Here is a 16,687-nt window from a genome sequence, read left to right on the forward strand (position 1 = left end):
TCCATAATTTTTCAACACATATGATTAGGATACCCTTATATGCGTTGGTTTCATTCCTTTTTATGGGACAAATAAATTGGCGTTTTCTTTGATGATTTCACTTCCGGTTACGGCCTCCAATATTGTACCTAATGCCTGAAGCCAATCACCCGTAACGGCTAATTTTTGGGCACCTAAACTAATTTCACTGCTGTCTATCCCAATTTCTTCTGTAACGCCAATCGCTTCTAAAAAAGTGCCGATTGTCTGCAGTGATGCCCCTGTAAGAAATTGTTTTTCTATCATGGGTTCTTCTTCATCACTAATAAGATTTAGCCTATACAAGCTCACTAATTCAATTAATTGTCCCACCGCTTGAATCCAGACACCGATGGCAATTTGTTTTTCAAGCTTAATGATTACTTCTTCCCTTTCAGATAAAACCTGTTCCTTTTCCTTTTTCTTAAAATCCATTGCGATATCCTTTCAAAAAAATACTTTTTATTATTTTTATTCAACGAGGCATTTCAGGGTATCGCTTTTTTCCGCAAAATAAAAAACCTCCTGATGAACAGGAGGTAAATGATTATTGTATTAAACAGGAGGCAAAATTGGGTGATCTGTAGGTGTAGCATCTGCAACATTAACAGGTTGCGCACTGCTCACCGGTGATGATAAAACTAGTAATGCAACAGAAAATAATAGAATAAAAGCCTTTTTCATGTTATATCCTCCTCATGTAATTTTATTTAAATAGTTAACTGCTTCCAGGTAGATTCCTTGTTGACTATAAAAATCTGAAAGCATTTTGTAAAAGCGGGTAAGATCATTATGATGTTCGTTTGTCGCCTCAAGATAGGGAATCACTTTTGATTCTAAGTATTTAAACGCCTTTTCTGGAGAGACGATGTGGAAAATATAAAAATCTGCCAACAATCGATATTTTTTAACACCGAGCTCCTTCGCTAAAGAACTGACCACCTGAAAACACTCTTTCGCTTTAGCCGTTTCTTGAAGGGCATATTGGTTCTCACCAATTGAATACAGGGTTACCAGATAATGTGGATTGTTGATTGGCTGAAGGGCCAAGCTTTTTTCGTAATAACTTATCGCTTCCTTAGGATTTTTCTTTTTGTTTTGCAAGTAGCCCATATTGTGATAAATTTGCGGAAGCAGCTTTTCCTGCTTTAATAATTCGGCATTGCGTATTAAGTGTTTGAAGCAGTCTTCAGCTTCCTCGTAAATATTCGATTGAGTATAATTAATTCCCAGCATCATAAGCGTATGAAGGATTCGGAAGAAATTATGTTCGTTCATAAACAGCTGCAATGCCATTTTGCCAAAATGAATAGCATGTCCTGATTGCTCTAAAGAGCTTTTTACTATTGCACGATGATAAAAAAATTCAGCGTTAGGCCTATCATTACTTGGATCAATATACAACGCCTCAAGTAATTCGTCTGCAGCTTTATACTGTCCCTTCATTATTAAACATACCGCATTAAAGTAGCGAAATAAATACTCTTCATGTTGGGAAAAATTTTTCTTTTGTTTAAATAATAAATCCTTTTGGCGTTCGGCCTCGGCCAAAAATCCTTTAAATAATAGATATCGATACTTGTATAATTCATAGGTATGAATAAACTTTGAAAATGGGATGATATGCTCCATTTCCTGCAGTTTTTGATAAATTTCATCGATTTTGTCTTTTAAATAATAATTGATTTTTTCCCCAAGCTGCCCCAATAAAGTCTGGATTAGGCCCTCTTTCTCGTCCATTTCTTCTAGTCCGATTTCCAGCCGTTCAAGTAAAAGGGAAATCGTTTCCTCATTTGCTTCCTTCGAGTTGTTTTCAATCTTACTTAAATGGGGAACAGAGCAGATTCCTTTAGCAAGCTCTGCTTGAGTCATTCCTTTTTGTGTACGATAGAATTTAATCAGGGCTCCAAATTCCATATAACCACCTAGCTTGCCTTCCTTTTTTACACTATTTTACATGAAATGTCACCCTGCATACAGTTATTTTTCTGATTTTTTCTAATATTTCCACAAAGCCATCCGAACATCAGAATCGGATGGCCTATATTCATTTACCTTACTCGAGGGAATCCGAAGCCTGAGGCATAATCATCACCTGCTGCCGCCCCTGTACCTCCTAAAATATCATTTGCTTTTGCACGATTTTGTAATTCTGCTCGCAGTTGGGTATGGGACCAGGATGGATTTGCAGCCCAGATCTTTGCTGCAAGACCTGATACGTGCGGAGTAGCCATCGATGTACCGCTGATTGTGTTATAACCTCCATCCTTCCACGTTGATTCAACCGCTCTTCCTGGTGCCGAAACTTCTACATCGCGCTCTTGAATAACATAGTCACCATCTGAAGCCGGGTTGCCTCGAGACGAGAAATCTGCCACACGGTAGGTACCGTTCTGTTGAACATTCTCCAATGCAGCAACAGCAACGACATTCACTAAAGCTCCAGGATATCCAATGGTATTGTCTCCAGGGCCGTCGTTTCCAGCAGCAGCTACGATTAATACACCTTTGCCATAGGCATAGTCAACAGCACTAGAAATAAGTGAATCCTTCGAGCTTGAGCCAAGCGACATTGAGATAATAACGTGTGATTTACTTGCTGCATCTGCTACTGCTCTGATTGCGGCCGCAATATCATCTGAATAACCCGATCCACGGTCGTTTAAGACTTTATAGGACCACAGCTTTGCTCCTGGTGCCACACCGTAGATACCCTTCCCGTCACTACCTCCATTTGCAAGAACGGTGCCGGAAACATGTGTCCCATGTCCATTTCCGTCAGAGCAGCTTCCATCAACTAGAGGGGTTTTCGTTTGTGAGAAATCCTTACACTGAAGTACTTGATTGAGTAGATCCTTATGGTCCTTTTTAACTCCTGTATCAAGTACAGCAACAATTATACCGTCTCCACCGGAAGTTGCCTGTATTCCTGAATCATTATAGATGGCTTGAATTCCCCAAGGAGTTTGATCACTAGGAGCTGTAGCCACTGTTCCCCCTGGCTTTGCAAGTGCATCCTGGCTTACGCCAAGCTGAAGCTCTGGAAGCCTTTCAATCTTTAAATTTTTATTTTTCAATAGTGCTTGGTATTGCTGAGCGTTTACTGTTGTTGTAAAGCCTTGCCCTTCAAACTCCCACCGAGCCCCATAGCTTGCCTTAGCTTTTGCTTTTTCCGCGGACGGGCCTTGAATCAAGACGCGATATGATTCCTGACTGGCAGATTGTTGTCCGAATGCGGCCGTTGCAAACATCGATATCCCCATTACTGCACTCATTAAAGCAGCCCCTAGAATTTTCCCTTTTTTCATTCAAAAACTCCCTTCTCCCTTTGGATTACAGCCGTTTTGCTGATGTTCTAGCCTATTGTTAAATTTCTTATAAAATAACAATCTACCAACTATGAATATTGGGAAAATTTTTAATTTTCCTTTAAAAATATTAGGAAGAAATAGATTATTTTTTTCAGTTAATAAAAAATAGGGAAAATTTATCATTGAAAATAAAAAAACCAGCCAATTGAATGGCTGGTAATCTAGAAATATTTCTTTTTCCAAAAAACAAACGCTGTTAAACTAGTTAAAAAGGCAGAGATCACTAGCGGGATCGCATAGGAATGTGTAGCATGCTGGAATGGAATATCCACATTCATTCCGTAAAAGCTGGCTACCATCGTTGGGAATGACAAGATGATTGTAATCGAAGTTAAAAACTTCATCACAATGTTCAGGTTATTTGAAATGATCGATGCAAAAGCATTCATCATCCCGCTCAAGATCGAACGATACGTTTCCGCCATTTCTATTGCCTGTGTTTTTTCAATCATCACGTCTTCTAATAAATCCTTGTCTTCTTCGTACATTTTTAAATAATTAAACCGCAGGATCTTATCAAGAACGACTTTATTTGATTTTAAAGATGTCGTAAAGTAAACCAAACTTTTCTCTAAAGCTAAAAAGGCATATAGTTCTTTATTTTTCAATGATTGGTGTACTTCGCGTTCTATTTCATTTGTTTTCTTACTTATTTGCTTTAGGTACCGAAGATAATACGAAGAGATTACAAATAGAATCTGCAAAGCGAAGCGCGTCTTTTTAAACGTAAAGAATTCTTTGACGCGATTTTTTCGGAATTCCTCTATAATTGGAGAATCCTTTAGGGAAACGGTAATAATATTATCCTCTGTTAAAATAATCCCAATTGGTATTGTTTCATAAACAGCAAGACCTGTTTCATCATGGATAATATAGGGAAAGTCAACAATGATATATACCCGGCCATCATCACGTTCAATCCTTGGACGCTCTTCATCATCCAGCGCGTCTTTTATAATATCGATATCTACTTGTGCATCATTTGATACCTTTGCAATTTCCTCGGGTGTTGGGGCATAGATATTAATCCAGCAGCCTTTGGAAATAGAATCCACTTTTTCCAGCACCCGCGCATCGGTGCTTTTAAACATTTCCAGCATGGCAAAACCTCCTCACTCACTTTGTTCGAGGAAGCCAACATCCAATTCTAGAGTTGATATTCTTGATAATCAATTCAATCAATTCAAAAATAACATTGACTTCCCCTCGCCTACTTGGGTCCGGGTCAACGGAATAACTCAAAAATATCAACTCCTTCGATCTTTTTATATCCTATCCTATCATAAACCCAAATGGTCCAAAGTACAAAGATGTTTTTTTTTGGAAATTAATTATCTTCCGGAAAATAAGGGTTTAAATGAATTAAAACTTCATCGATGTTATCATAACTTTTCATGAGCTTTTGTTTAATCGATTTGGCCAGATCATGCCCCTCTTTGATTGTCTTATAATGATCAATGGATATACGCAAATCCACCAATATATAATGGCCATGCTCTCTTGCGCGGATTCGGTCAATCCGCCTAACGTCAGGAAAATCATTAATTATTTTAGTGTATTCTTGAATTGTCTCCGTGCTAATATTCCGCTCCAGTAGAATATCAAACGCCTCTGTTAGCATTTCCTTTGAAATTTTAAAAATTAAATAGGCAACAAAAATACTAGCAGCTTTATCTCCATAAAGGAGTAAATGAAGATCGAATCGTTCTCCTAAAATAGAGATGAGAACACCAATTGCAGCAGCAATGGAAGCAACAATATCGGCTTTATGGTCAAATGCAATGGCCTCAATGGCCTTGCTATTATGCTGCTTAGCTGCTTTTAATGAACTGCGATATAAAATGATCTTCATTATATATGAAAATAGTGCGACCCACATGGCCAACAAGCTAGGTGATTCCACTTCGTGAAAAAAACCGCTAATTCCTTCATAAACAACATAAATGGAGACAAGAAAGAGTAAGATCCCAACTATGCCAGAGACAATGACTTCAGCCTTTCCGTGTCCATATGGATGTTCATTATCCGCAGGTTTATTGGCAATTTTAATGACCAATAAAACAATGATAGACGCGAAAACATCGGCGGCAGAATGAATCCCATCTGCAAATACAGCATCACTGTTTCCATACCAGCCAATGATGATTTTTCCTAGTGTAAGAATAATATTACTGATTACACTGATCCAAGCGACTTTTTTTGCCAGCGTTTCTCTTATTACCATATTAAACCACCTTTGAAATGCCTCTAGAAATCATAGCAAACAAAACTTTGTTGGGTCTAGAGAAAAATTCTTGCCCCTTTCAACCTAATTTGGATTAAGGCAAATTTTCATTCCTAGTTTATTCTTTATATCCTTCTTTTTCTTCTTCCATCATTTCAACTTCCTCGATAACGGAAATCCTGTTTATCTGGTCGTGAAGATAATGAAAGGCTTGGTCTAAATCTTCTCGGTTTGGAAATTTGTTTTTATTCTTCATCGTAAGCACTTCCTTAGCTTAAAAATTTTTTAGGAGTAATCCGCTTTAAAAAAGAAAAAAATACCGTTGTATCATATTGAAAAGGAGGATATCATGTTGGACAAACAGAAACAGAAAGCCAATCCGGACAAAGAAGTTGCCGGGAGCTTCTATCATCCAAGCTATTATCAAGAAAAAGATCAGATTTCATCAGGGCTTGCCACTACACATGAGCAAGTAAGTGATGTGTACGCGGAAGGCGATGTTACGACCGGAAATGAGAATGAAACAGAACAAAGTTAAGCAATAATCAGAGAAAACAGCTCTCATTAAGAAAGCTGTTTTCTTTTTTACTTACTCATTTATCATCATCTACATACGCGTCATGTTCAAATGCTGGCAGGTCCCCAAAGCTTGTCATAATCCCTTCTTGATCAAGTGCATCCTCATATTGTTCATGCTGGGCATTTGGGTATACGGTAATATTTTTTCCATACATATCATTTCCAACAAAATTCTCATAGTCCTCGACATAGCTGATATTTTCATCAGATTCAGCGTAGATATCATGGTAATTATCCTCCGAAAAGGCTAAATCAGAAGGAGTCTCGCTCGTTCCCCACTGGGCAACGGTTTGCCAGGAATCTTCGGCATCGAAGGCGGCATTCTCATTCTTTTCATCCATATCAAATTTCCCCCAAGGCGGCATCAATACCCCTTCTTCAACAGGACGGTTGTGAGAAACAATTTGATCTGGACTGTGTTCAATACAATAAGTAGTATTAGGCAATGCCTGGAGGCGCTCTAGCGGAATGTCCTTGCCGCAAACCTCACATTTCCCATATGTTCCATTTTCCATTGCCTCTAAGGCGTGATTAATATTTTGTAGCTGCAATCCATAATGCTCATTTAAAGCTATATCCTTTTCACGCTCATATAACTCTGTTCCTTCATCTGCGGGGTGGTTATCATAGCTGGACAACTCCCCTACCGATTCATGTGCGTGGCCTCTTTCTAAACCAAAGTGGTCATTTTGTTGTAAATGTTCCTCTACTTCACTCTTTTCCTGTAATAGTTGCAGACGTAACTCAGCTAATTGCTGTGTCGATAGCATATGTTAAACCCCTTTCATCGAAAAGCGCAATTGTCTATATCCTATATTTTCATTTGTTAGGCGGTTGATTATGTAACAAAAATTTAATTCCATCAAAAACCTATCTATGATTACTTTAAGAATTTGAATAAGAATGAACGTGACGTATATCTTAAAAAGGATACCTTGATAAGAAATGAGGAGATTAGATGGTAAATGAAAATTTTAATAAATTTCGAAAAGTCCAACGTGAGCATGAGGCACAGTATTTAGGGGGAGCCAATAACCAAAATCCAGGACTTAATGATGAAGAATATAACAATCAAAAGGATACGGATAAATCACCAGGTGCCACTGGACGAAGATTGTAAAAAAGGAGAAGTTGTATGGGCAAATCAAAAAGTCAGGGGCTGAGGAGAAAAACGTTATGAAGTGGTGGCATCTCTCTTTGTTTGGAGTAGGCTGTACGATAGGGACAGGATTTTTCTTAGGATCGAGCTTAGCCATTAAAATGACAGGTCCATCCATTTTAATGGCGTTTATCATTGCAGCCATTAGTACTTATTTCGTCTTTGATGCTCTTTCAAAAATGACATCGAAAGAGCCCCTTAAAGGCGGTTTTCGATCTTATGCAAAAAAAGCTTACGGGAGATGGGCCGGCTTCAGCAGCGGATGGGTATACTGGTGCTCTGAAGTGTTAATTATGGGAAGCCAAATGACTGCTCTTTCCATTTTTTCACGTTTTTGGTTTCCAAAAGTTCCATTATGGCTGTTCGCTGCCGGTTACGCCATTCTTGGACTCGTCGTATTATTAATCGGAGTAAATGTATTGAACAAGCTGGAAAACATTTTGGCACTGCTAAAAATAGCTGCGATATTAATGTTTATCATCATTGCCTGTTTAGCCATTTTCGGTGTAATTGATGGAGACCGCCCAATACAATATCCAAGGAGCCGAAATGATATTCTTCCACATGGAATAAAAGGCCTATGGTCTTCCGTTATTTTTGCTTTTTACGCCTTTGGCGGGATTGAGATATTGGGACTAATGGCAACAAATTTGAAGGATCCCAAGGAAGCACCTAAGGCAGGAAGGGTTATGCTGTTTACTCTTATGCTCATTTACATTCTATCCATTGGACTGGCGGTCATGATGGTATCCTGGCAGAAATTTAATGCAAAGGAAAGTCCATTTGTCGTTGCCTTAGATGCCTTTCATCTTTCATTTGTTCCTCATATTTTCAATGGTGCCTTAATCATAGCAGGATTCTCTACTATGGTTGCTTCTCTTTATGGAGTAACAAGCGTTCTGGTTACCCTGGGTGAAGAAGGTGATGCACCGAAAAGCTTTTCTAGAAAAGGAAAATTAAAGGTACCGATTCTGACACTCCTCCTTACCATGGTCGGTATCACTGCTTCAGTAGTATCTGCTTTGTTAATGCCCAATCAAGTTTATGAGTATATTACAACGGCGGCCGGCTTAATGCTTCTTTATAATTGGATATTTATCCTGGCCTCCTCAAGAAAAATCCTTGAATTAACATCCATGGACAAAATAAAATATACCATCGGGACAATTTTAATCTTAATCGCCGTAAGCGGGACGATTTTCCATGAAACAAGCCGTCCAGGCTTTTTTATTAGTTTAGCCTTTCTCGGGGTCATTGGAGCCATTACCTTAATCATGAACCTCAAATGGAATAAGCATAAGAAGAAAGTGCTTAAACCGTGGCCTACTGCCTAAAAACAAATCACAAAAACTGGCAATACTTCATGCCAGTTTTTTGTGATTTAAAATAGAATTTTACACGCTTGGATGCCAAAATACACGCCAAAGCCTACTAAAGAAAAACCCGATAGAAGTGAAATCATGATAAGTAAACGTGAGGTGACAAAGGTTCGGAAGCTGCTAGAAACCCCTGCCATTGTGATATCCCATAACAAAAGACCAATAAAAATAGCGCTGCTGTAAAATACCAATCGAGTGGTATCATAAACGGAAGCTGTTTTTGCGAGTACGGATCCATAAATACCCAGCCAAAAAAGAATCGTTAATGGATTGGAAATCGACATGAAAAAACCGGATAGGAACGATTTTATGAGCGGCTCCGTCCCTCTTGAATCCTGTAAGTGTATCTTTCCTGCCTTTAAAATCGTTTCAACTCCTGTGTAGATTAATACAAAGGCTCCAAAAAGCCATAGGAAAGTTTGCATAAAGGATGTTTCAAGAAAATTGACCACACCTATGTATACCACCACCATATAAATCCCATCCGCAACCACTGCCCCTACACCAATCAGCCATGAGTGCATGAATCCATTTCTAATTCCTCTGTCAATTTGGGCTGCATTTATTGGACCAATGGGAGCAGCTAGAGACAATCCTAATAGGATATAGCTTAAAAATATGTTCATTAAAATCTCCCCCCACCTTAAATAAAAGCCTGTCTATCCATTTTTATTCAAGGCAAAGAGGTTGTACGACAAAAAAATAAAAAGAGCTCCCTTCATCAGGTAAACTCTTTACACAATACACTATTTATTGGATTCCGCTATTTTTCTAAAATCAAGGTTATAAAGCTCATCCTCACCGGTTTGGTTAAGCAGACGATGCCTTGGCACAGGCAAATTAAAAGAATCAATATCAACGATATACTTGGGGCGCTGCTTTGCTTCTTTATAAATTTTCCCAACATATTCTCCAATCAAGCCGATGGCAATTAACTGCAAACCGCCAATTAACCAAATGGATGTAATCAGTGATGTCCAACCGGTTTCAGTATTCCCCAAAAATTTTAACGTTAAAAAGTAGCCTCCAAAGACAAGGCTCATAAAGAATGAGACAAAGCCAATCATTAAAACAAAACGAATCGGAGAGATAGAAAAGGAAGTAATTCCATCAAACGCGAAGGCCAACATTTTCTTTAACGGATACTTAGTTTCACCAGCCTGCCTTTCTAGGCGGTCATAATAGACCACGTCAGTTCGAAAGCCGAGAAGTGGGACAATTCCCCGCAAAAAAAGATTAACCTCTTTAAATCGCTCCAGTTCTTGCAAAGCCCTTTTGCTCATTAACCGGAAATCCGCATGGTTGTAAATAAGATCGACACCGAGCATTTTCATGATTTTATAAAATCCCTGTGCCGTGCTTCGTTTAAAGAAGGTATCTGTATCACGGCCTTTCCGAACACCATAAACAATTTCACAGCCCTCATGGAACTTCAACATAAAATCTCTAATAACCTGAATATCATCTTGTAAATCAGCATCAATGGAAACGACACAATCAGAAAGTTCCTTAGCGGTAAATAAACCAGCTAATAATGCGTTTTGATGTCCAACATTGCGCGCTAATTTTAAGCCCCGCACATGGTCGTTTTTTAACCCTTCTTTGTAAATCATTTCCCACGTACGGTCCTTACTTCCGTCATCTACAAATAAGATTTTGCTTTGCTTTGAAACAAGCTCATCGTTCATTAGCTCCTGAAGCAGCAGACCAAGCTTCATCATTGTCTCCGGCAATACCTCTTCTTCGTTATAGCACGGCACCACAATCGTAAGAACTGGTTCCATCATCTGTTATATACCCCCGATGTCTACAATATCTTATATAAATAAATTTTCCAGGCAGATTTTTTCGATTCGAACACTTTGTCTAGCTGTAACTGATTTTGCTCGGCATTATCGATTGGGATGGCAGAGAAGATATAACGGCCGCCCATTTCTTTAAAAACATCAGTGTTTAACTCTAGTTTTTTCAAATGCCGTTTTGAATCCTTTTTGATCATATATCTTTTTCCGAGCTGAGCCGTAAACAGATAGCAGCGCCCGCCCCATTGATCGAAATACGTTCGCACCGTTTTATTTTTCGCCAATTCTTTTTCAATTATTTTCCTAAATTGATGCTTATAGCTTAAGGGATAAAAATTATTATAGGTATCCAGTGTGTAAAATCCGTTGTATTGAGAGATTGCTGGATGGATTCCGATGCTGGCCACCCGATATTTTTCTTGAGGAAGAGCAATATGCTCTTTGATTTCCCCAAATAAATCCACTGCGTAAAATTCCTTCACAGTTGGTTTTTGTTGATAAATGATTTCATCATTAAATAATCCTAAAATAACAATTTGCATAATAGCAAACCATTTCGCCGTATTTCTCCAGGAAAATCCCTGCAGTGAAATAATCTTTAGGGCAAGGCCAAAACTGGCATAAATCACGAGCGGCCTCAAAAAATGATAGCGGGCAAAATTAAATGTATCCATAAAATGGAATTTCTTTGTCAACGGAAACCAGCCTTCATAAAACCAAAAGGCATACCAGGCGGACAACAAAATATTTAATACAAATAAAAATACAAATATTCTTTCCTGCTTCCAAAGCTGTTTCATAAAAACAAAATAAAAGGCAATAAACGTAGCAGGTAAAATAAATAAAGTATGTATGGTCAGAACATGCGTGTGCCCAAGCAAGTAATTTTTAAAAAAGAGCCGAACGGCCCTCCAAAATGGCAGGTGAGCATGGAAATATTCATCTCGGCTATTGGGCTCGGTAGTGAATAGAAATGAATAAATTAAGCGATATTCTACTAGCATAAAAATAAAAGTCATATAAACAATGGCAAACAAAAAGCGCAGGTTCCAGCCTTTTCTTCTTACGACGTCTGTCAGCCAGAAAATGCCCATGGCGCTTAAGAAAAAGAAAAAGCCTAGGACAATACTCGCATATAAGGGTAATAACGTTAGTACTAAATAATCCTTCCATGTATCCTCTCGATTCCTAAAATTAAGGAACGACCAAAGTGCGAGCGGCATTCCTAACGTACTCAGCATTCCCGACGGCCAAAAAGGTGTTAAAGCAAAAGCTAAAGCCGTTACTATTTGAATGGGAAGCCATTTTTCTCCGGGAAGTAAATGCGCCTTTAACAGTACATACATACCGAAAAAGGCCACAAGCCTTGTTAAAGCTTGACTCAAACCATAGGCTGCCATGGTTGGAAGAAGAGCATATAACCAAACAATCACGCTATATTCTGTACCAAAGGCATTTCTGGACAGCAGTCCATTAATGATTTGCGGGATAGGAGCCTTTACATCCCCAAATATCTCGCCGCTTCTTGCTAAAACCTTATACCATGCCAAATTAGAGTCCAAATTATCATGGACACGAATATGGGCATTTTCTTGAAGAATAAACAGCGGGGAAAGATATACGGCAAGAACAATCAAGGCAAAGAGGATATATCTTCGCTCCTTTTTTCTTTCAATCAGCACCTTATACACCTCATAAATCTTGAAATAATTGGTCACTTTCGTTTAAATTTTACAAATTCGATGGAATTTATTCCTATAAAAAACCCTTCCAAACATATTGGAAGGGTTTTAGTGTTTTTTTAGAAATTACTAGTTAGGATTATGAGAACCTCCAATTTCGTCCATAATATTACTTAGTAGAAAAGAGGTGTTTGTTGTGCCAAATAGGGTCTATATAAGCTTTTTACGAATGCCGCTTCTAGTGAGGATTTTACTGATTGCCCTGCTTGTTTTTCTTACTTTTGGAATATCCATTCATCTATTAGAACCAGAAACCTTTCCAACTATTTTTGATGGAATTTGGTGGGCAATTATCACTGCTTCCACGGTGGGGTATGGAGATTATGTACCTCATTCATTAATGGGCAGATTAACAGCGTTATTTTTAATCTTACTAGGAGTTGGTTTTGTTTCCTCCTATTTTGGAACACTCGCAGCTGCCGCCGTTACAAAGCAAGATGCCTTTTCAGAGGGGAGAATTCCTTTTAAAGGTGAAAACCACATCATTATCATTGGCTGGAATGAACGCTCCAAAGAATTAATCAGCAAGCTGACCAATACTAATTTTCCACAAATGATTGTCTTAATCGATGAAACACTTGAATCGAATCCGGTGAAATCAAAATTTGTTCATTTTATTCAAGGAAAAGGTCATGTAGATGAAACTATCCTTAAAAGTGATATCGAAAAGGCAGAAAAGGTTTTAATCACTGCCGACCGGGGAAATGATGAACTGCAGGCAGATATGAATAGTATTTTAACCTTATTAACGATTAAAGGGCTATGCTCAAAGGTTAAATGCATCATTGAAATATTAACCGCTGAACAAGTGATTAATGCGATTAGAGCAGGTGCTGACGAAGTCATTCAATCGAATAAGCTTACCAGCGTTTTTATGGTGAACAGCCTTCATTCCAATGGTGATGGGCTCTTATCTAACGTAATTCATCAGCTGCAGGAAAGTCGATTATCTTCCTCTTCAGTAATGGAAACAGATATCGGAAAGACCTTTACGGAACTGTGTCAGGAGCTTCTCAGCAAAGGCTTTCTTTTAATCGGAATTAAAAGAGGGGAGGATACCATGCTTAACCCCTCCCACTCGTTAAAGATTGAAGAAAAAGACCAGCTATTAACTTTTAAATAATGCTAATCGTTTAAAAGCAACGACTCTAGTTCCTGAACTAGCGATTTTCCGGTTTCGATATATTGTTCTGGAAAACTGGCATCCTTATCAACAGGATCTTGGAATTGATTAAATGTACCTCCTCCTGAGGATCCTAGTTGATCAAGTCCTGATTCATAAACATGTGATAACAGAAATGGTCTTTCTAATTGAACAGTACAATTTCTGGCATCTAGCTGGCCATCCACAGCTTTAAATGGCAAGCGCAGGAACTCATAACTATCATCATCATTGATTTTATAGTCGAATGCGCCGTGATCATAATCCCAATTGCCGCCAATCGAATATCCGATAGGTTTTAATTTTTGTTCAAGCTTGTATAAATCAAATTGTTTCCCTTCTACTTTCGATGGTAATTCAATCATTTTAATTTACCCCCTTTAGACATTACCGTTAGTTTCTCCAATTTCAATAAAAAAAGTGCTGATTGTGTAAATCCAATCAGCACTTTTTTATATTTATTTCAAACGTTTTTCAAGTTCTGCTTTTTTCTCTTCAAATCCTGGTTTACCCAGTAATGCAAACATATTGACTTTATAAGCTTCAACCCCAGGCTGGTCAAATGGATTGACTCCAAGCAAGTATCCACTCATGGCACAAGCTTTTTCAAAGAAATAGACCAGATAGCCGAATGTATACTCATCTAAAGATGGAATGGTTACGATCAGATTCGGTACACCGCCATCTGTATGAGCAAGCATCGTGCCTTCAAACGCCTTGTTGTTGACAAAATCAATCGTTTTGCCGGCTAAGTAATTAAGGCCATCTAGGTCATTTGCCATTTCTTCAATGGAAAGCTCATGACGCGGCTTTTCAACCTTAATAATCGTTTCAAATAAATCGCGGCGGCCTTCTTGGACATATTGACCAAGTGAGTGAAGATCTGTTGAGAAGTTTGCCGAAGATGGGAATATTCCTTTTTGGTCTTTTCCTTCACTTTCGCCAAAAAGCTGTTTCCACCACTCTGAGAAATACTGAAGCCCCGGCTCATAGTTAATCAGCATTTCAATCGTTTTCCCTTTATTATAAAGAGCATTTCGAACGGCAGCATATTGATAGGCGGCATTTTCTTCAAGCTCGGAATGACCAAAATCCTCCTGTGCTTTGGCAGCTCCTTCCATCATTTTTTCAATATTTGCACCGCTTACAGAAATTGGAAGTAAACCAACTGCAGTTAAAACGGAGTAACGGCCGCCGACATCATCCGGAATGACAAAGGTTTCGTAGCCTTCTTCATTTGATAATGTTTTTAAAGCACCTCTGGCTTTATCAGTAGTCGCATAAATTCTTTTACGTGCTTCCTCTTGTCCATATTTTTCTTCAAGAAGCTTTCGGAAAAGACGGAAAGCAATCGCAGGTTCTGTTGTTGTTCCAGACTTAGAAATAACGTTAATGGAGAAGTCCTTGCCATCAAGGAGATCCATTACATCCCTCATGTATGTAGAACTGATATTGTTTCCAACAAAAATGATTTGCGGGGTGGTCCGCTTATCTTTTGGAAGCGAATTATAAAAACTGTGCTGGAGCATTTCTATCGCTGCTCTTGCACCCAGGTAAGAACCGCCGATCCCAATGACAAGAAGAACGTCAGAATCAGCTTTAATTTTTTCGGCTGATTTTTGGATACGGGAAAATTCTTCTTTATCATAGTTAGTTGGGAGCTCAATCCAACCTAAAAAGTCGCTGCCCGCACCCGTTTGCTCATGCAATGAATGGTGAGCAACTTTAACGGCATCGCGCAGGTATGTTAGTTCATGCTCTCCAAAAAAGGTTAATGCTTTTGAGTAATCAAAACGAACGTGTGTCATGAATGATCCTCCATAATTTTATTTTCAATAATCACTTTAACGAATGACTGACGGATTATCAAGCTAGTTCCTCTCATGTAAGCGTACCCATTTTCGATAAATTTTTTACGTTTTCGTAGATTTTGTCGAATGATATTCATTAACTTAAAGTGAGGCTCTGTTAAACTTTGTTGTTGATTTGCGCTCCAATCAACAGTGTTAAAATATCAACAATGTTCTTTAACTCAGCTTAAAATAAGAAAACCCGGACACTTAGTGCCCGAGTCCATGCTTTTATAATGATGCGCGATAGATTGCTAGTGTATCTTCACGATTTAGCTTTTTAAAGTTTCCATACTCCCCATATACCATGGCTTTGTCTGCCATAATTTCAAGCTTGCTGTCATCGATATCATAATCAGCTAACCTTGCTGGGGCTCCAATGCTGCTCCAGAATTCACGCAGTTTTCTAATTCCTTCAAGTCCTGCTTCCTCGTCACTTTTTCCTTCCGGATTAACACCAAACACCCTTACCGCCAGCTTTTTAAAGCGTTCCGGTTTTACTGAAAGATTATGCTCCATCCAGTGTGGGAACAAAATCGCCAGCCCGCCGCCATGAGGGATATCATAAACAGCTGAAACCGCGTGTTCAAGATTATGTGTCGCCCAATCGCCGCGGTATCCCATGTTTAAAATACCGTTTAAGGCCATTGTGCCGCAGTATAGTACCGTGGCCCGGTGTTCATAATTCTCTAAATCTGCGAGCAATTTCGGCGCCGTTTCCATGACGGTCATCAGCAAGCCCTCACACATACGGTCCTGAAAATCTGTATTTTCTTCAAGATGAAAATAATGCTCCAAAACATGTGACATCATATCAACTATTCCATAAATGGTTTGATCGCGTGGAACAGTAAAAGTGTTAACAGGATCTAAAATTGAGAATTTAGGAAACGTCACAGGACTTCCCCAGCCATATTTTTCATTTGTTTCCCAATTGGTAATAACCGAACCGGCATTCATTTCCGAACCCGTAGCTGCAAGCGTCAAAACAGTCCCAAACGGAAGGGCATCCTTGGCAACTGCTTTTCTTGTTACCAAATCCCAGGCATCTCCATCATATTTTGCACCGGCAGCAATCAATTTGGTGCAGTCAATTACGCTTCCGCCGCCGACAGCCAATAGGACTTCAATTCCTTCCTTTTTACAGATCTCAATCCCTTTTTGGGCAGTTGTAAGGCGTGGATTGGGTTCTACACCTGATAGCTCATAAACTTCAGCCCCAATTTCATCTAAAAGGGCATTCACCTTTTCATATAAGCCGTTTCGCTTGATACTACCGCCGCCATACACGAGCAGCACCTTTTTTCCAAAGCGGGGAACCTGTGTTTTTAATTGTTCAAGCTGATCTTTTCCAAAAATTAAAACAGTGGGATTCCAAAATGTAAAATTATCCAAAATTAA

General features: G+C 38.9%; 18 protein-coding genes. 4 read left to right on the forward strand and 14 right to left on the reverse strand.

Features of this window, described 5'->3' with window-relative positions:
• Nucleotides 1-60: 60 nt before the first annotated feature.
• From LC455_RS14565 to LC455_RS14590, 7 genes are all read right to left on the reverse strand, one after another.
• On the reverse strand, nucleotides 61-453 hold the full coding sequence (locus LC455_RS14565; protein ID WP_223591846.1) for a hypothetical protein: 393 nt from the start codon (nucleotides 451-453) through the stop codon (nucleotides 61-63).
• Between the two features lie 120 nt (nucleotides 454-573).
• Nucleotides 574-702 carry a hypothetical protein gene (locus LC455_RS31435; RefSeq protein ID WP_263297791.1) on the reverse strand — a complete coding sequence of 43 codons (129 nt, stop codon included), beginning with the start codon at nucleotides 700-702 and terminating at the stop codon, nucleotides 574-576.
• 12 nt (nucleotides 703-714) lie between these two features.
• A complete protein-coding gene (locus tag LC455_RS14570) occupies nucleotides 715-1,935 on the reverse strand; it encodes a helix-turn-helix domain-containing protein (RefSeq protein ID WP_223591847.1) in 1,221 nt (406 codons plus the stop codon).
• A 134-nt stretch (nucleotides 1,936-2,069) separates the two neighbouring features.
• A complete protein-coding gene (locus LC455_RS14575; RefSeq protein ID WP_223591848.1) occupies nucleotides 2,070-3,326 on the reverse strand; it encodes a S8 family peptidase in 1,257 nt (418 codons plus the stop codon).
• A gap of 224 nt (nucleotides 3,327-3,550) precedes the next feature.
• Nucleotides 3,551-4,489: a magnesium transporter CorA family protein gene (locus LC455_RS14580; protein ID WP_223591849.1), complete on the reverse strand. Its 939-nt coding sequence runs from the start codon at nucleotides 4,487-4,489 to the stop codon at nucleotides 3,551-3,553.
• 227 nt (nucleotides 4,490-4,716) lie between these two features.
• On the reverse strand, nucleotides 4,717-5,613 hold the full coding sequence (locus LC455_RS14585; protein WP_223591850.1) for a cation diffusion facilitator family transporter: 897 nt from the start codon (nucleotides 5,611-5,613) through the stop codon (nucleotides 4,717-4,719).
• Nucleotides 5,614-5,731: 118 nt separating this feature from the next.
• Nucleotides 5,732-5,869: a hypothetical protein gene (locus tag LC455_RS14590; RefSeq protein WP_223591851.1), complete on the reverse strand. Its 138-nt coding sequence runs from the start codon at nucleotides 5,867-5,869 to the stop codon at nucleotides 5,732-5,734.
• 93 nt (nucleotides 5,870-5,962) lie between these two features.
• Between LC455_RS14590 and LC455_RS14595 the strand changes: the two genes are divergently transcribed.
• The gene (locus tag LC455_RS14595) at nucleotides 5,963-6,151 is read left to right on the forward strand and encodes a YozQ family protein (RefSeq protein ID WP_223591852.1); all 189 of its coding nucleotides are present in this window, start codon (nucleotides 5,963-5,965) and stop codon (nucleotides 6,149-6,151) included.
• A 55-nt stretch (nucleotides 6,152-6,206) separates the two neighbouring features.
• Here LC455_RS14595 and LC455_RS14600 read toward each other — a convergent pair whose 3' ends face one another.
• A complete protein-coding gene (locus tag LC455_RS14600) occupies nucleotides 6,207-6,962 on the reverse strand; it encodes a yteA family sporulation protein (protein ID WP_223591853.1) in 756 nt (251 codons plus the stop codon).
• Between the two features lie 188 nt (nucleotides 6,963-7,150).
• On the opposite strand from LC455_RS14600, the gene LC455_RS14605 reads away from it, so the two are divergent.
• Both LC455_RS14605 and LC455_RS14610 read left to right on the forward strand, forming a co-directional pair.
• Entirely contained in the window at nucleotides 7,151-7,312 is a 162-nt protein-coding gene (locus tag LC455_RS14605; RefSeq protein ID WP_223591854.1) for a hypothetical protein, read from the forward strand.
• Nucleotides 7,313-7,368: 56 nt separating this feature from the next.
• On the forward strand, nucleotides 7,369-8,685 hold the full coding sequence (locus LC455_RS14610; RefSeq protein ID WP_223591856.1) for an amino acid permease: 1,317 nt from the start codon (nucleotides 7,369-7,371) through the stop codon (nucleotides 8,683-8,685).
• 47 nt (nucleotides 8,686-8,732) lie between these two features.
• Here the strand turns inward: LC455_RS14610 and LC455_RS14615 are convergent, their stop codons facing one another.
• From LC455_RS14615 to LC455_RS14625, 3 genes are all read right to left on the reverse strand, one after another.
• Nucleotides 8,733-9,356, reverse strand: a complete 624-nt coding sequence (locus tag LC455_RS14615; protein ID WP_223591858.1) for a LysE family transporter — start codon at nucleotides 9,354-9,356, stop codon at nucleotides 8,733-8,735.
• A 120-nt stretch (nucleotides 9,357-9,476) separates the two neighbouring features.
• On the reverse strand, nucleotides 9,477-10,517 hold the full coding sequence (locus LC455_RS14620; protein ID WP_223591860.1) for a glycosyltransferase family 2 protein: 1,041 nt from the start codon (nucleotides 10,515-10,517) through the stop codon (nucleotides 9,477-9,479).
• A 20-nt stretch (nucleotides 10,518-10,537) separates the two neighbouring features.
• Complete coding sequence (locus tag LC455_RS14625; RefSeq protein WP_223591861.1) at nucleotides 10,538-12,214, reverse strand: DUF6044 family protein; 1,677 nt, start codon at nucleotides 12,212-12,214, stop codon at nucleotides 10,538-10,540.
• Between the two features lie 196 nt (nucleotides 12,215-12,410).
• Between LC455_RS14625 and LC455_RS14630 the strand changes: the two genes are divergently transcribed.
• Nucleotides 12,411-13,397, forward strand: a complete 987-nt coding sequence (locus tag LC455_RS14630) for a potassium channel family protein (protein WP_223591862.1) — start codon at nucleotides 12,411-12,413, stop codon at nucleotides 13,395-13,397.
• A gap of 2 nt (nucleotides 13,398-13,399) precedes the next feature.
• On the opposite strand, the gene LC455_RS14635 is transcribed toward LC455_RS14630, so the two are convergent.
• From LC455_RS14635 to LC455_RS14645, 3 genes are all read right to left on the reverse strand, one after another.
• Entirely contained in the window at nucleotides 13,400-13,801 is a 402-nt protein-coding gene (locus LC455_RS14635; protein WP_223591863.1) for a YugN-like family protein, read from the reverse strand.
• A gap of 93 nt (nucleotides 13,802-13,894) precedes the next feature.
• Entirely contained in the window at nucleotides 13,895-15,244 is a 1,350-nt protein-coding gene (locus LC455_RS14640) for a glucose-6-phosphate isomerase (protein WP_223591864.1), read from the reverse strand.
• A 273-nt stretch (nucleotides 15,245-15,517) separates the two neighbouring features.
• Nucleotides 15,518-16,681: an iron-containing alcohol dehydrogenase gene (locus tag LC455_RS14645; RefSeq protein WP_223591865.1), complete on the reverse strand. Its 1,164-nt coding sequence runs from the start codon at nucleotides 16,679-16,681 to the stop codon at nucleotides 15,518-15,520.
• Between the last annotated feature and the right edge of the window lie 6 nt (nucleotides 16,682-16,687).

The organism is Neobacillus bataviensis (assembly GCF_019969725.1).

Coding starts and splice junctions, on each gene's coding strand:
- LC455_RS14610 (WP_223591856.1), top strand. CDS start 7,369: ATGAAGTGGTGGCATCTCTCTTTGTTTGGAGTAGGCTGTACGATAGGG.
- LC455_RS14615 (WP_223591858.1), bottom strand. CDS start 9,356: ATGAACATATTTTTAAGCTATATCCTATTAGGATTGTCTCTAGCTGCT.
- LC455_RS14590 (WP_223591851.1), bottom strand. CDS start 5,869: ATGAAGAATAAAAACAAATTTCCAAACCGAGAAGATTTAGACCAAGCC.
- LC455_RS14575 (WP_223591848.1), bottom strand. CDS start 3,326: ATGAAAAAAGGGAAAATTCTAGGGGCTGCTTTAATGAGTGCAGTAATG.
- LC455_RS14595 (WP_223591852.1), top strand. CDS start 5,963: ATGTTGGACAAACAGAAACAGAAAGCCAATCCGGACAAAGAAGTTGCC.
- LC455_RS31435 (WP_263297791.1), bottom strand. CDS start 702: ATGAAAAAGGCTTTTATTCTATTATTTTCTGTTGCATTACTAGTTTTA.
- LC455_RS14570 (WP_223591847.1), bottom strand. CDS start 1,935: ATGGAATTTGGAGCCCTGATTAAATTCTATCGTACACAAAAAGGAATG.
- LC455_RS14580 (WP_223591849.1), bottom strand. CDS start 4,489: ATGCTGGAAATGTTTAAAAGCACCGATGCGCGGGTGCTGGAAAAAGTG.
- LC455_RS14620 (WP_223591860.1), bottom strand. CDS start 10,517: ATGATGGAACCAGTTCTTACGATTGTGGTGCCGTGCTATAACGAAGAA.
- LC455_RS14605 (WP_223591854.1), top strand. CDS start 7,151: ATGGTAAATGAAAATTTTAATAAATTTCGAAAAGTCCAACGTGAGCAT.
- LC455_RS14640 (WP_223591864.1), bottom strand. CDS start 15,244: ATGACACACGTTCGTTTTGATTACTCAAAAGCATTAACCTTTTTTGGA.
- LC455_RS14565 (WP_223591846.1), bottom strand. CDS start 453: ATGGATTTTAAGAAAAAGGAAAAGGAACAGGTTTTATCTGAAAGGGAA.
- LC455_RS14600 (WP_223591853.1), bottom strand. CDS start 6,962: ATGCTATCGACACAGCAATTAGCTGAGTTACGTCTGCAACTATTACAG.
- LC455_RS14585 (WP_223591850.1), bottom strand. CDS start 5,613: ATGGTAATAAGAGAAACGCTGGCAAAAAAAGTCGCTTGGATCAGTGTA.
- LC455_RS14635 (WP_223591863.1), bottom strand. CDS start 13,801: ATGATTGAATTACCATCGAAAGTAGAAGGGAAACAATTTGATTTATAC.